Source organism: Agrococcus sediminis (assembly GCF_007923295.1).
In the GTDB taxonomy this organism is placed as follows: domain Bacteria; phylum Actinomycetota; class Actinomycetes; order Actinomycetales; family Microbacteriaceae; genus Agrococcus; species Agrococcus sediminis.
The window spans coordinates 17519-32299 of the sequence record NZ_VOIR01000018.1; the positions used below are offsets into that span (position 1 = coordinate 17519).

At 73.6% G+C, this 14781-nt stretch carries 13 protein-coding genes; 12 read left to right on the plus strand and 1 reads right to left on the minus strand.

The genetic code is table 11. The annotated features are described in order from the left end of the window. Positions 1–42 precede the first annotated feature (42 nt). Positions 43–1485, minus strand: coding sequence for an NADP-dependent phosphogluconate dehydrogenase (gene gndA, locus FQ330_RS12425; protein ID WP_146357983.1), 1443 nt, complete (start codon positions 1483–1485; stop codon positions 43–45). 102 nt (positions 1486–1587) lie between these two features. On the opposite strand from gndA, the gene FQ330_RS12430 reads away from it, so the two are divergent. From FQ330_RS12430 to mazG, 12 genes are all read left to right on the plus strand, one after another. Next, positions 1588–2478 carry an SMP-30/gluconolactonase/LRE family protein gene (locus tag FQ330_RS12430; RefSeq protein WP_146357985.1) on the plus strand — a complete coding sequence of 297 codons (891 nt, stop codon included), beginning with the start codon at positions 1588–1590 and terminating at the stop codon, positions 2476–2478. Between the two features lie 49 nt (positions 2479–2527). Continuing rightward, positions 2528–3484, plus strand: a complete 957-nt coding sequence (locus FQ330_RS12435) for a TIGR03557 family F420-dependent LLM class oxidoreductase (protein ID WP_146357987.1) — start codon at positions 2528–2530, stop codon at positions 3482–3484. 51 nt (positions 3485–3535) lie between these two features. Beyond that, entirely contained in the window at positions 3536–4591 is a 1056-nt protein-coding gene (locus tag FQ330_RS12440) for a D-2-hydroxyacid dehydrogenase (protein WP_146357989.1), read from the plus strand. After that, complete coding sequence (locus tag FQ330_RS12445) at positions 4591–5370, plus strand: SDR family oxidoreductase (protein ID WP_146357991.1); 780 nt, start codon at positions 4591–4593, stop codon at positions 5368–5370. The genes FQ330_RS12440 and FQ330_RS12445 overlap by 1 nt, the downstream gene beginning before the upstream one ends. Positions 5371–5380: 10 nt before the next feature. Beyond that, positions 5381–6439 (plus strand): zinc-binding dehydrogenase, encoded by a 1059-nt coding sequence (locus FQ330_RS12450; RefSeq protein ID WP_146357993.1) that lies wholly within the window; start codon positions 5381–5383, stop codon positions 6437–6439. Further along, positions 6436–7020, plus strand: coding sequence for a gluconokinase (locus tag FQ330_RS12455; protein ID WP_128189900.1), 585 nt, complete (start codon positions 6436–6438; stop codon positions 7018–7020). Before FQ330_RS12450 ends, FQ330_RS12455 begins: the two co-directional genes overlap by 4 nt. A 78-nt stretch (positions 7021–7098) precedes the next feature. Further along, positions 7099–8508: a GntP family permease gene (locus FQ330_RS12460; protein ID WP_146357995.1), complete on the plus strand. Its 1410-nt coding sequence runs from the start codon at positions 7099–7101 to the stop codon at positions 8506–8508. 208 nt (positions 8509–8716) lie between these two features. Further along, complete coding sequence (locus FQ330_RS12465; protein WP_146357997.1) at positions 8717–9373, plus strand: 50S ribosomal protein L25/general stress protein Ctc; 657 nt, start codon at positions 8717–8719, stop codon at positions 9371–9373. A gap of 17 nt (positions 9374–9390) precedes the next feature. After that, positions 9391–9966 (plus strand): aminoacyl-tRNA hydrolase, encoded by a 576-nt coding sequence (gene pth / locus FQ330_RS12470; RefSeq protein ID WP_146357999.1) that lies wholly within the window; start codon positions 9391–9393, stop codon positions 9964–9966. Positions 9967–9997: 31 nt separating this feature from the next. Beyond that, on the plus strand, positions 9998–10477 hold the full coding sequence (locus FQ330_RS12475) for a hypothetical protein (protein WP_146358002.1): 480 nt from the start codon (positions 9998–10000) through the stop codon (positions 10475–10477). After that, positions 10474–14049 carry a transcription-repair coupling factor gene (gene mfd, locus FQ330_RS12480; RefSeq protein WP_404799857.1) on the plus strand — a complete coding sequence of 1192 codons (3576 nt, stop codon included), beginning with the start codon at positions 10474–10476 and terminating at the stop codon, positions 14047–14049. The genes FQ330_RS12475 and mfd overlap by 4 nt, the downstream gene beginning before the upstream one ends. Beyond that, on the plus strand, positions 14046–14681 hold the full coding sequence (gene mazG, locus FQ330_RS12485) for a nucleoside triphosphate pyrophosphohydrolase (protein WP_225792863.1): 636 nt from the start codon (positions 14046–14048) through the stop codon (positions 14679–14681). The genes mfd and mazG overlap by 4 nt, the downstream gene beginning before the upstream one ends. Positions 14682–14781: the final 100 nt, after the last annotated feature.

Genomic DNA, 14781 nt, shown 5'->3' on the forward strand with positions numbered 1-14781 from the left:
AGGGCCGCCCCCGCCAGGGAGCGGCCCTCGGTCGTGCCACGGTCAGTGCGTGTCGACCGCCTCGACCTCGGTGCGGTCGCCCGACCACTGGGTGTGGAAGGTGCCCTCGCGGTCGACCCGGCGGTAGGTGTGCGCGCCGAAGAAGTCGCGCTGTCCCTGCACGAGCGCGGCCGGCAGCCGGTCGGCGCGGAGCCCGTCGTAGTAGGCGAGGCTCGACGAGAAGGCCGGCGACGGGATGCCCGCCTGCGCAGCCGCGACGACCACGCGGCGCCACGCCTCCTGCGTCTCGGCCATCGCGTCGCGGAAGTACGGCGCGAGGATGAGCGCGGGCAGGTCGGGGTCTGCGGCGTAGGCGTCGGTGATGTCGTTGAGGAAGCGGGCGCGGATGATGCAGCCGGCGCGCCAGATGCGGGCGACCTCGCCCTTCCTGATGTCCCAGCCGTGCTCCTCGGCGGCGGCGACGATCTCGTCGAAGCCCTGCGAGTAGGCGACGATCTTCGACGCGAACAGGGCCTTCCGCACGTCCTCGATGAACGCATCCGCGTCGTCGACCTGCCACGCCTCGGCGGGGCCGGGGAGGTCGGAGGCGGCGGCGCGCTGCGCGAGCCGCGAGGAGAGCGAGCGGGCGAAGACGGCCTCGGCGATGCCGGAGACCGGCACGCCGAGGTCGAGAGCGGTCTGCACCGTCCAGGCGCCGGTGCCCTTGGCGCCGGCGGCGTCGAGGATGACGTCGACGAGCGGCTGGCCGGTCGCGGCGTCGACCTGGCGCAGCACCTCGGCGGTGATCTCGATGAGGTACGACTCGAGCTCGCCCCGGTTCCACTCGTCGAAGACGTCGGCGATCTCGGCCGGGCTCTTGCCCGTGCCGCGGCGGATGAGGTCGTAGGCCTCGGCGATGAGCTGCATGTCGGCGTACTCGATGCCGTTGTGCACCATCTTCACGAAGTGGCCGGCGCCGTCGGTGCCGACGTGCGTGACGCAGGGCTCGCCCTCGGCGACCGCGGCGATGCCGGTGAGGATCGGGCCGAGCGTCTCGTACGACTCGGCCGTGCCGCCGGGCATGAGCGACGGGCCGTTGAGCGCGCCCTCCTCGCCGCCCGAGATGCCGCAGCCGACGAAGTGGATGCCGGTCTCGCGCACGGCGGCCTCGCGGCGGATGGTGTCGGTGAAGAGCGCGTTGCCGCCGTCGACGATGATGTCGCCCGGCTCGAAGACGCTCACGAGCTCGTCGATGACGGCGTCGGTGGCGCGGCCGGCCTTGACCATGATGATCGCGGTGCGCGGCCGCTGGAGCGAGTCGGCCAGCTCCTGCATCGTGGCGGCCTTCACGAAGCCGGCCTCGGGGTGCGCGGCGATGAGGTCGTCGGTCTTCGCGGTGGTGCGGTTGTAGACGGCGACGGTGTTGCCCTCGCGGCTGGCGAGGTTGCGGGCGAGGTTCGAGCCCATCACGGCGAGGCCGACGACGGCGATGTTGGCTTGGGGCATGGCGGGAGTTCCTCTCGAGGGTCTCGCTCCAGGCTATGCGCTGGCGCATGCGCGGCGCCCCGTGCTCGGCTGACGAGGAGCCGCGCCTGGTTGCATGACGGCATGGACACACCCGCGCCGCACGACCCGTCCCACCTGCTCGCCCCCGGGGCGCACCTCGAGCGCATGGCCACGGGCGCCTCCTGGAGCGAGGGGCCGCTGTGGCTGCCCGGCGAGCGCGTGCTGCGCTGGAGCGACATCCACGGCGATCGCATCCTCGAGGTCGACGAGGCCGGGCGGATGCGCGAGCACCGCGCCGGGGTGGAGTTCACCAACGGGCGGGCCCTCGGCCTCGGCGGCGTGGTGCAGTGCTCGCACGGCCGCCGCGCCGTCGAGCTCGAGGCCGACGGCGACGTGCGCGTGCTCGTCGACCGCTTCGAGGGGCACCGCCTCAACTCGCCCAACGACGTCGCCGTGCACCCCGACGGCTCCGTCTGGTTCACCGACCCGCCCTACGGCATCGAGAAGCCCGAGGAGGGCCACCCCGGCGAGCTGGAGTACGGCGGATGCTTCGTCTTCCGCTGGAGCGCCGAGGACGGGATCCGCGCGGTGGTGACCGACATGGCCCGGCCCAACGGCATCGCCTTCAGCCCCGACCTCGCGACGCTCTACGTGACGGAGTCGGCGGGGGAGGACGAGACGCCGGAGGCGAGCACGATCCGCGCCTACCGGATCGAGGGCTCCGGCGCCGACGCCCGCGCGGTGGACGGGCGCCGCCTGTTCGCGATGGACGCCGGCACGCCCGACGGCATCGCCGTCGACGCCGAGGGCCGCATCTGGTCGTCGAGCGCCGACGGCGTGCACGTCATCGCACCCGACGGGGAGCGGCTCGCGCACGTGCCGGTCCCCGAGACGGTCGCCAACCTCTGCTTCGGCGACGACGGCTGGCTGTGGATCGCCGCGACCACGAGCGTCTACCGCATCCGCACCGCCACGACGGCCGCCGCGCACTGAGCGGCGCCGCGCCCACCGCGCGTCCAGGCGCGGCTCCTACCGTCGGGGCATGCAGATCGGATACAAGCTCTTCGCCGAGGACGTCGCCCCGAAGGAGCTGATCCGCCGTGCCGTCGAGGCCGAGCGCGCCGGCTTCGACTTCGTCGAGATCAGCGACCACTTCCACCCCTGGCTGCCCGAGCACCAGCACTCGCCGTTCGCGTGGGCGATCCTGTCGGCGATCGCCGCCAGGACCGACACGCTGCGGCTCGCGACGGGCGTCACGTGCCCGTCGATCCGGTACCACCCGGCGATCATCGCCCAAGCCGCGGCGACGCTGCAGATCATCTCCGACGGCCGCTTCACGCTCGGCATCGGCGCGGGCGAGCGGCTCAGCGAGCGCATCGTCGGGCAGGGCTGGCCCGAGGTGGGCGACCGCCACCGGCGCCTGCGCGAGGCGCTCGAGATCATCAGGCTGCTCTGGTCGGGCGGCACCCACTCCTACCGCGGCGACTTCCTGCAGCTGCAGGACGCGCGCGTCTACGACCTCCCCGACGTGCTGCCCGAGATCGTCGTCGCGGTCGGCGGCCCGCAGTCGGCGGCGCTCGCGGCCGAGCTCGGCGACGGGCTCTTCGCGACCGACCCCGACGCGTCGCTCATCAAGGCGTGGCAGCGCGCGGGCGGCTCCGGCCCGCGCTACGCCGAGGTGCCCACGGCGTTCGCGCCCGACGAGCGCGCCGGCGCCGAGGCCGCCCACGCGCGCTTCCGCTTCGGCCCGCTCGGCTGGAAGGTGCTCGCCGAGCTGCCCGACCCGACGGCGTTCGACCAGGCCACGCAGCACGTGCGCGTCGAGGACATGGCGGATGCGTTCGCATGCGGTCCCGACGTCGAGCGGCACGTCGAGGCGTTCGGCGAGTTCGCCGACGCGGGCTTCGACCACCTGGCCCTCATGGACGGCGGACCCGACCCCGACGCGTTCTTCGCGTTCTTCGCCGACGAGCTCGGGCCGAGGCTCCGCGCGCGCTGACGGGCCCGGCGAGGGCATGCCGCCCGGGTAGTCTGATTTCGGAGGACAGCCATGCCCGAGCACACCCTGAAGGTCGCCGTCGCGGTGACCCTCGACGACGCATCCGCCGACCGCATCCGGGCCCTGGAGCCCCGCGTCGAGCTGCTGCGCGACCCCGCGCTCACCCGCCCGTGGCGGTGGAGCGGCGACTGGGAGGGCGACCCCGACTGGGAGCGCACGCCCGAGCAGCACGCCGCCTTCGAGGCGCTGCTCGACGGCGCCGACGCGCTCTTCGGGCTGCCCGACGTCGACCCGGCCGCGCTCGCCCGCACCGTGCGCGCGAACCCGCGCCTGCGCTGGGTGCACACGACCGCCGCGGGCGGCGGCGGCCAGGTGCGGAAGGCGCAGCTCACGCAGGACGAGCTCGAGCGCGTCGCCGTCACCACGAGCGCGGGCATGCACGCGACGACGCTCGCCGAGTGGGCGCTCTTCGGCGTGCTCGCCGGCGCCAAGGGGCTCCGCCGCCTCGAGGCCGACCAGGCGAGCCGCACGTGGGGCGACGGCCGCCGCATCATGCGGCACGTCGGCGAGATGACGGTGCTCGTCGTCGGCCTCGGCGGCATCGGCAAGGTCGTCGCCGAGCGCTTCGCCGGGCTCGGCGCGACCGTGTGGGGCACGACGCGGCGCGGCGAGCCGGTCGCGCACGTCGACCGCCTCGTGCACATCGACGACCTCGCGGAGGCCGCCGCCGAGGTCGACGCGATCGTCGTGACGCTCCCGGGAACCGAGCGCACCGAGGGCCTCGTCGGCGCCGAGGTGCTCGCGGCCGTGCGCCCCGACACGATCCTCGTGAACGTCGGCCGCGGCTCCGTCGTCGACGAGGCCGCGCTGCTCGACGCCCTCGACGACGGCCGCATCGGCTTCGCCGCGCTCGACGTCACCGCCGTCGAGCCGCTGCCCGACGAGAGCCGGCTGTGGTCGCACCCGGGCGTGCTGCTCAGCCCGCACACCGCGGCGCTCTCGACCCAGGAGCCGCGGCGCATCGCCGAGCTGTTCGCCGCGAACGCCACCCGCCTCCTCGACGGCGCACCGCTCGAGAACGTGATGGACACCAAGGAGTTCTACTGATGCCGAGCACCGGCCCCGCCCTGTTCGACCTGACGGGGCGCACGGCGCTCGTCACCGGCTCCAGCCAGGGCATCGGCCGCGCGCTCGCGCAGGGCCTCGCCGAGGCGGGGGCGACGGTCGTCGTGCACGGCCGCGACCGTGCGAAGGCCGAGCGCGCCGCCGCCGAGATCGCAGCCGCGACGGGCCGCGAGGCGCACGTCGCGACCTTCGACGTGACGGATGCGTCGGCCGTCGACGCCGGGATCGCCGAGGTCGAGGAGCGGCTCGGCGCGCCCGACATCCTCGTGAACAACGCCGGCATCCAGCGCCGCGCCCCGATCACGGAGTTCACCGACGAGGACTGGCACGACCTCGTCGCGACCAACCTCACGAGCGCGTTCCTGCTCTCGCGCCGCGTCGCCCGCGGCATGGTCGAGCGCGGCTCGGGCCGCATCGTCTCGATCGGCAGCGTGCAGTCGCAGCTCGCACGCCCCTCGATCGCGCCCTACAGCGCGACCAAGGGCGCGATCGTGATGCTCACGAAGGGCCTCTGCGCCGACCTCGCGCCGCACGGCATCAGCGTCAACGCGCTCGCGCCCGGCTACTTCGCCACCGAGCTCACGCAGCGGCTCGTCGACGACCCCGAGTTCTCGGCCTGGGTCGCCCAGCGCACGCCCGCGGGCCGCTGGGGCCGCGTCGAGGACCTCGTCGGCACCCTCGTCTTCCTCGCGAGCGACGCGAGCGCCTTCGTCAACGGCCAGACCATCTACGTCGACGGCGGCATGACCGCGGTCGTCTGAGGAGCACGAGTTGAGCGAGAACCTGGCCCTGGTGGCCCACGCGAAGGGCGACGTGCGCGTCGAGGCCCTGCCCGAGCCGCAGCCCGCGCCGGACGAGGCGGTCGTCGAGATCGCCTACGGCGGCATCTGCGGCTCCGACCTGCACTACTGGCTGCACGGCGCCGCGGGCGCCTCGATCCTGCGCGAGCCGATGGTGCTCGGGCACGAGATCGTCGGCACGGTGCTCGCCCCCGCCGCCGACGGCACCGGTCCCGCGGCGGGGCAGCCCGTCGCCGTGCACCCCGCGACGCCCGTCGACGACGGCTCGGCGCCCTACCCGGCCGACCGGCCGAACCTCAGCCCCGCCGGCACCTACCTCGGCTCCGCGGCGCGCATGCCGCACACGCACGGCGCGTTCGCGCGGCGCGTCGCGCTGCCCGCCCGCATGCTGCGCTCGATCCCGGCCGGGCTGCCGCTGCGCCTCGCGGCGCTCGCCGAGCCGGCCGCCGTCGCCTGGCACGGCGTCGGCCAGGCGGGCGACATCGCCGGCCGTCGCGTGCTCGTGATCGGCACCGGCCCGATCGGCGCGCTCGCGGTCGCCGTCGCGCGCCACCACGGCGCGGCCGAGGTCATCGCGACCGACCTCCACCCGCATCCGCGCGCGCTGGCCGAGCGGCTCGGCGCCCGCGCCCTCGACGCGGCGGATGCCGAGGGCATCGCGGCCGTGCACGCCGACGTGGTCGTCGAGTCGTCGGGCACCGTGCCGGGGCTCGCCGCCGCGATCAGCGGCGCGCGCCGCGGCGGCACCGTCGTGCTGCTGGGCCTCCAGCGCGCCGGTGACGTGCCGGTGCCGATGGCGAGCGCCATCACCCGCGAGCTGACGCTCGTCGGCTCGTTCCGGTTCAACGACGAGATCGACGAGGTGCTCGCCGCGCTCGCCGACGGCTCGCTCGACGCGGAGGCGGTCATCAGTCACGAGCTGCCGATCGAGCAGGGCGCCGTGGCGCTCGAGCTCGCTCGCGACGCATCCGTATCCTCGAAGGTGCTGCTGACGTTCGCGGCCGAGACTGACGAAGGAGCAGGGCGATGAGCGAGACGCGCTACCCGTCGATGATCATCATGGGCGTGCAGGGTTCGGGGAAGTCGACGATCGGGCAGGCGCTCGCGGAGCGGCTGAACATCGACTTCGTCGACGGCGACGACCTGCACCCGCCGGCCAACAAGGCCAAGATGGCCGCGGGCACGCCGCTCACCGACGAGGACCGCGTGCCGTGGCTGAAGACGATCGGCCAGACGATCGCCGACGGTCGCGCCGCCGGCCGGGTGACGATCGTCGCGTGCTCGGCGCTCAAGCGCTGGTACCGTGAGCTGCTGCGCTCGAGCGACCAGGAGCTCGTCTTCGTGCACCTGTCGGGGGAGCAGGGCCTCCTCGCCGACCGCCTCGCGCACCGCGACCACGAGTTCATGCCGACGACCCTGCTCACGAGCCAGCTCGAGACCCTCGAGCCGCTCGCCGACTGGGAGCGCGGCATCGTCATCTCGGTCGAGCAGACCCCGGCGGCGATCGTCGACGAGGTGACGCGCATCCTCATCGGCCGCGCGGCCGGCCGTCCCGTCGAGCCGGGCCCCGGCGCCGCGCTCACCGGCGCGATCGACCTCCCGCGCGCCTGACCCGCCCGCACCTGTCCCACCGCCGCAGTCGGACCCCACTGCGTCCCCACCGCACCACCCCACACACAGGAGACACCGATGGATGACCTCGTCCTCAACTGGGAGCTCGGCACGGGAGGCCTGCTGCTGCTCGCAGCCGCGGGCATCGCCCTGCTGCTCGTGCTCATCATGGCCTTCCGGATCCACGCGTTCGTCGCACTGATGATCACGAGCCTGCTGACGGCGATCGCCGCCGGCATCCCCTTCAACCGCCTGCTCGAGGCCATCGCCTTCGGCTTCAACCCGACGCTCGGCAACGTCATGCTGCTCGTCGCGCTCGGCGCGATGCTCGGCCGCATGATCGAGACCTCCGGCGGCGCGCGCGTGCTCACCGACAAGCTCATCGCGCGCTTCGGCGAGCAGCGGGCCGCGATGGCCGTCGGCGTCGCGAGCCTGCTGATGGGCTTCCCGATCTTCTTCGACGCCGGCCTCGTCGTCATGATGCCGATCATCTACGCCGTGGCGCGCCGCCTCGGCGGATCGCTGCTGACCGTCGCGTTCCCCGCGGCGCTCGCCTTCAGCTCCATGCACATCTTCGTGCCGCCGCACCCGGGCCCCGTCTCGGCATCCGCCATCCTCGGCGCCGACGTCGGCCTCGTGCTCATCCTCGGCCTCGTCGTCGCGATCCCCGTCTGGTACCTCGTCGGCGTGCTCTTCGGCGGCTGGGTCGGCCGCAAGTACGACATCGCGGTGCCCACGATCCTCGACGGCACCCCCGACGAGGACCGCGAGATGGAGTCGAACCCGTCGTTCGGCAAGATCATGCTGCTGCTCGCGCTGCCGCTCGTGCTCATCCTCATGAACACCGGCCTCAACATGTACGCCTCGACCACCGACGACCCCGACGCCTTCAAGGCCGAGCCGGTCGTCGCGCTGCTGCGCACGCTCGGCGAGACGCCCATCGCGCTGCTCATCACGGTGCTCGTCTCGATGTGGCTCCTCGGCTGGGGCATGGGCAAGTCCGGCAGCCTCATCGACAAGGTCGCAGACAGCGCCCTCGGGCCGATCGCCTCCGTCGTGCTCGTCACCGGCGCCGGCGGCATGTTCGGCGGCGTGCTGCGCGTCACCGGCATCGGCGACGCGATCGCCGACTCGCTCAACTCGATCGGCATGCCCGTCATCGTCGCCGCGTTCCTCATCTCGCTCATCGTGCGCATCGCGCAGGGCTCGGCGACCGTCGCCCTCACGACCGCCGCGTCGCTCATGGCGGGCGTGGTCGTGAACGGCGGCTTCAACCCCGTCGAGGTCGCGGCGATCGTGCTCGCGACCGCGGCAGGCTCGGTCGGCTTCAGCCACGTGAACGACTCGGGCTTCTGGCTCGTCAGCAAGTTCTTCGGCCTCGACGTGAAGACGACGCTGAAGACCTGGACGGTGGCGCAGGGCCTCATGGCCATCATCGGCTTCGTGATCAGCTACGCGATCTTCCTGGTCGGCGGCCTGTTCGGCTGACCGCTGCTCGCGTCGTGCAGCACCGGGGGCCTCGCGAGGGGCCCCCGGTGCTGTAGAGTCTGAGGCTGAACTTCGGCGAGGGGTGCATCGGCATCCGTGATCGACGCGGTGGCAGCAGCGGACACAGTCTCCAACAGGCGCAGTCCTCACGCCTCGCGCGTTCGAGTCGACACACACTGACGGGCCCCGGCCCACGAGGAGCACTTCCATGAGCACCGACGACAACAAGCTCTCCAGCGAGATCCGCTCGTCCTTCGGCAAGGGCGCGGCCCGCAAGCTGCGCGCCGCCGGCAAGGTCCCCGCGGTCCTCTACGGCCACGGCACCGAGCCGCAGCACCTCACCTTCGACGCGCACGACGTCTTCATGCTCGTGCGCCGCTCGAACGCGGTGCTCGACCTGCAGATCGAGGGCTCGTCGCAGCTCGCGCTCGTGAAGGACATCCAGCGCAACCCCGTCCTCCAGGGCGTGCAGGCGATCGAGCACCTCGACCTCGTCATCGTCCAGCGCGGCGAGAAGGTCACGGTCGACGTGCCCGTGCACCTCGAGGGCGAGTCGGCCCCCGGCACCATCACCAACTTCGAGTCGACCTCCATCTCCATCGAGGTCGAGGCCCTGCACATCCCCGACTCCATCACGGTCTCCATCGAGGGCCTCGAGGAGGGCGCGCACGTGCTCGCCGGCCAGGTCGAGCTCCCCAAGGGCGCCACGCTGCTCACCGACCCCGGGGCGCTCGTCGTCGGCATCATCGTGCCCGCGGCCCCCGTGCTCGAGGACGAGGACGCCGCGCCCGCCGAGGGCGAGACGGCCGAGGCTGAGGGCGAGGGCGAGTCCGAGGAGTCGACCGAGGGCGAGTCGGCGGAGTAGTCCGCGAGGAGCGCTCCGTGGCGCAGACGTGGCTCGTGGTCGGGCTCGGGAATCCCGGGCCCGACTACGCGCGCACGCGCCACAACATCGGCCAGATGGCCCTCGCCGAGGTCGAGCGGCGCGCCGGCGCGACGCCGAAGCGCCACGGCCGCGCCGAGGCGCTCGTCGCCGAGTCGCGCATCATCGGCGGCCCGAAGGTCGTCACCGCGTTCCCCACCAGCTGGATGAACCGCTCCGGCGGCCCGGTCGCGAAGCTCATGGACTGGTACGGCGTCGAGCCCGACCACGTCATCGTCCTGCACGACGAGCTCGACCTGCCGCTCGGCACCGTGCGGCTCAAGCAGGGCGGCGGCCACGGCGGCCACAACGGCATGCGCGACATCATCGCCGCGCGCGGCGGCGACGTGCTGCGGGTGCGGCTCGGGATCGGCCGTCCGCCCGGCAGGCAGGACGCCGCCGACTTCGTGCTCCGGCCCTTCGCGAAGGCCGAGCAGGACGAGGCCGACCTGCTCGTGCAGCTCGGCGCCGACGCCGTCGAGCGGATCATCGCCGAGGGCTTCCTGGAGGCGCAGCAGCGCATCCACGCCCCGTAGCATGGGGAGCCGAATCGGAAGGAGTGCGCCCGTGCGCCGAACCGCCCTGCGAGCCGCAGCCCTCATCGCGGCGAGCCTCGTGCTCGTCGGCTGCGCGAGCGGCGACCCCGAGGCACCCGCCGAGGCGCAGGGCCCGAACGGCTACGAGCTCGCCGCCACGCTCGACGACGGATCCGAGCTCTGGTCCGACCGCAGCCCCGAGTCGGGGCTCACCGACCTCATCCTCGAGACGCCCGAGGGCCGCATGATCCACTCGTGCCTCGGCTCCGGGCCGCTCATGTGCTGGGACGACCCGCTCGAGCCGGCGATGCTGCTCGTCATCGGGCCGCCCGAGGGCACCGCCGCGACCCTCAGCTGGTACGGCGAGAGCCTCCCGCTCACCGCCGGCGAGCGCGAGGCCGACGACGCCCCCTCCGTGTTCGCGCTCGTGCTGCCCGACTACGAGGCGAACGACCAGGGATGGCGGCTCGAGGTGACCGACGCCGCCGGCGCGGTCGTCATGACCTCGTGAGCCTCCGGCCGCTGCTCGAGCTGCTCGAGCGCGGCGCGCTCGCCCCGGTCGTCGAGGCGAGCCGCGGGGGCGCGCTCACCGGCATCGAGGCGATGCGCGCGCCCGTCGCGGCGTCGATCGCGAACGCCCACGAGCGGCCGCTGCTCGTCATCACCGCGACCCGCCGCGAGGCGGAGGCGGTGCGCGACGACCTCGCCGCGTGGCTGCCCGAGGCCGAGCTGCTCGACCTGCCCGCGTGGGAGACGCTGCCGCACGAGCGGCTGAGCCCGTCCGCCGAGACCGTCGGCAGGCGCGGCGCCACGCTCCGCGCCGTCGCCGAGCGCGACGGCTCCCGCCCGACGATCGTGATCGCCTCGGTGCGCGCCGCGCTGCAGCCTGTCGCCGACAACCTGCTGTCGGTGCAGCCGATCGAGCTCGTCGCGGGTGCGCGCGGCATCGACCTCGCGGCGCTCTCGCGGCACCTCGTCGACCTCGCCTACGCGCGGGTCGACATGGTCACCCGCCGTGGCGAGTTCGCGGTGCGCGGCGGCATCGTCGACGTCTTCGCGCCCGCCGACGACCACCCGGTGCGCATCGAGCTCTTCGGCGACGAGGTCGAGCAGATGCGCTGGTTCCACGTCGCCGACCAGCGCTCCGACGCCGAGCCGATCGAGCGCATCGTGCTGCCGCCCACTCGCGAGCTGCTGCTGACCGAGCCGGTGCGGCAGCGGGCCCGCCAGCTCGCCCCCGAGTTCCCCGGCATCCAGCAGATGCTCGAGAAGATCGCCGAGGGGATGCCCGTGGAGGGCATGGAGTCGCTCGCGCCGGCCCTGCTGCCGCGGCTCGTCCCCATCACGCACTACCTGCCCGACGCGGGCGTGCTCGTGCTCGGGCCCGAGCGCATCCGCGACCGCGTCGCGAGCCTCAACGAGACGAACCACGAGTTCCTCGAGGCCGCGTGGAGCGCCGCGACCGCCGGCGGCGAGGCGCCCGTCGACCTGGCGGGCGGGTTCCTCGACCTCGACGAGCTGCGCGAGTCGGTGCGCGCGCCCTGGTGGACGTTCTCGGTGCTGCGCGGGGGCGACGACGTCACCGCCCTCGAGGCGGATGCCGTGCCGAGCTTCGCGGGGCAGGCCGACGGCGCGGTCGAGCACCTGCGCGAGCGCGCCCGCGAGGGCTGGCGCATCGTCGTCACCGCCGCCGGGCACGGCATGGTCGAGCGCGCCGCGCAGGTGCTGGGCGAGCACGGCCTCGCCGCCCGCGAGGTGGAGGCGCTGCCCGCCGAGCTCGAGCCGGGCGTCGTGCACGTCACGCAGGCGTCGGTCGAGCACGGCTTCTCGCTCCCCGAGGAGCGGCTCGAGCTCGTCAGCGAGGCGGAGTTCTTCGGCCGCGCCGTCGGCGTCGACCAGCGCCAGTCGCGGCGGCTCGCCACGCGGCGCCGCTCGGTCGTCGACCCGCTCCAGCTGAAGCCCGGCGACTACGTCGTGCACGACACGCACGGCGTCGGCCGCTTCGTCGAGCTCACGCAGCGCACCGTCTCCACCGGCGGGCGCAGCCCCGTGAAGACGACGCGCGAGTACCTCGTCATCGAATACGCGCCCTCGAAGCGCGGCCACCCCGGCGACCGGCTCTCGGTGCCCACCGACCAGCTCGACCAGCTGAGCCGCTACGTCGGCGGCGAGTCGCCGCAGCTGTCGAAGATGGGCGGCAGCGACTGGCAGCAGTCGAAGGCGAAGGCCAGGAAGGCCGTGCGCGAGATCGCGGTCGAGCTCGTGCAGCTCTACTCCGCGCGGATGGCATCGAAGGGCCGCGCGTTCGGTCCCGACAGCCCGTGGCAGCGCGAGCTCGAGGACGCGTTCCCGTATGCCGAGACGCCCGACCAGCTGACGACCATCGACGAGGTGAAGCGCGACATGGAGCGCTCGGTGCCGATGGACCGGCTGCTCTCGGGCGACGTCGGCTACGGCAAGACCGAGGTCGCCGTGCGCGCCGCCTTCAAGGCGGTGCAGGACGGCGCGCAGGTCGCGGTGCTCGTGCCGACGACGCTGCTCGTGCGGCAGCACTTCGAGACCTTCGCGTCGCGCTTCGCCGGCTTCCCGGTGCACGTGCGCGCCCTCAGCCGCTTCCAGACCGACAAGGAGGTGCGCGAGACGATCGCGGGCCTCGCCGACGGCACCGTCGACGTCGTGATCGGCACCCACCGCATCCTCTCCGACCGCATCCGCTTCAAGGAGCTCGGGCTCGTCATCATCGACGAGGAGCAGCGCTTCGGCGTCGAGCACAAGGAGCAGCTCAAGGCGCTGAAGACCAACGTCGACGTGCTCGCGATGTCGGCGACGCCCATCCCTCGCACGCTCGAGATGGCGGTCACGGGCATCCGCGAGATGTCGACACTCGCGACGCCGCCCGAGGCGCGGCATCCGGTGCTCACCTTCGTCGGCGCGTACAACGAGCAGCAGGTGGCTGCGGCGATCCGCCGCGAGCTGCTGCGCGAGGGCCAGGTGTTCTTCGTGCACAACCGGGTCTCGTCGATCAACAAGGTCGCGGCGCAGCTCGCCGAGCTCGTGCCCGAGGCGCGCATCGGCGTCGCGCACGGCAAGATGCCGGAGACGGCGCTCGAGCGCGTGATCGTCGACTTCTGGGAGAAGCAGTACGACGTGCTCGTCTCCACCACCATCGTCGAGACCGGCCTCGACATCCCCAACGCCAACACGCTCATCGTCGATCGCGCCGAGCGCTACGGGCTCAGCCAGCTGCACCAGCTGCGCGGGCGCGTCGGCCGCGGCCGCGAGCGCGCCTACGCGTACTTCCTCTACGACGCCGAGACGCCGCTGTCCGAGACCGCGCACGACCGGCTCGAGACGATCGCCGTGCACAACGAGCTCGGCGCGGGCATGCAGGTGGCGCTCAAGGACCTCGAGATCCGCGGCGCCGGCAATCTCCTGGGCGGCGAGCAGTCGGGCCACATCGCCGGCGTCGGCTTCGACCTGTACCTGCGCATGGTGGGCGAGGCCGTCGCGGTCTTCCGCGGCGAGGAGGACGAGGGGCCGCGCGAGCTGCGGCTCGAGCTGCCTGTCGACGCGGTGATCCCCGAGGACTACGTCGACTCGGAGCGCCTGCGCCTCGAGGCCTACCAGAAGCTCTCGTCCGCGGCGTCGGCGCGCGACGACGAGTCGATCGACCACGTGCTCGAGGAGCTGCGCGACCGCTACGGCCCGCCGCCCGCGCAGGTGACGGCGCTCGTCGCCATGGCGCGGCTGCGGCGCAAGGCGCAGCGCGCGAAGCTCTCGGAGGTCATCACGGTCGGGCCGAACCTGCGCATCGGCCCCGCCGAGCTCGCCGACTCGGTGCAGCTGCGGCTGCGGCGCATGTACCCGGGCGCGAAGGTCAACGAGACCGCGAAGACGCTCGTCGTGCCGATCCCCACGGCCGGCGGCGGCCGGCTCGCCGGCACGCAGGCGGAGCCGCTGCCCGATGCCGAGCTCATCGCATGGGTGGATGCGCTGCTGACGGCGATCTTCCCGCCGCCCAGGCCGGCCGACGACCAGGCCGAGCGGCCGGCCGGGGAGCCGGCGGGGGAGCGCACGGCGTGAGCGCCCTCGACGACCTCGTCGCCGTCATGGCGCGGCTGCGGGCGCCCGGAGGCTGCCCGTGGGACGCCGAGCAGACGCACGCGTCGCTCGTGCCCTTCCTCATCGAGGAGGCGCATGAGCTTGCCGAGGCGATCGAGGCGGGCGACGCCGACGACGCCCACCTGCGCGAGGAGCTCGGCGACGTGCTGCTGCAGGTCGTCTTCCACGCCGACATCGCCCGCGCCGAGGGCCGCTTCGACCTCGACGACGTCGCGCGCGGGCTCGCCGAGAAGCTGCGCCGGCGGCATCCGCACGTCTTCGCCGACGTCGCCGTCACGGGCGTCGACGACGTGGTGGCGAACTGGGATGCGCTGAAGCGAGCCGAGAAGCCCGAGCGCGGCAGCGCGCTCGACGGCATCCCGGCGGGCCTGCCCGCGCTCGCGCGCGCCGAGAAGGTGCTGCGCCGCGCCGAGCGCGCGGGCCTGACGACGTCGGATGCGACGGGCCCGGCCACCGAGGAGGCGCTCGGCGCCGAGCTGCTCGCGCTCGTGCGCGGCGCGGCTGCCCGCGAGCTCGACGCCGAGCGGGCGCTCCGCGCCGCCACCCGCGAGCTCGAGGCGAGCCTCCGCGCCGAGGAGGCGGGCCGCGCCTGAGCCCCCCCCGGTCGATTGGTCACGATCGGTCGGCTGCGCCCCGGAAGAGCAACACTTCGTGACCAATCGGCGGGGAGCGGTGGCCGCGGGCACCGCCGCG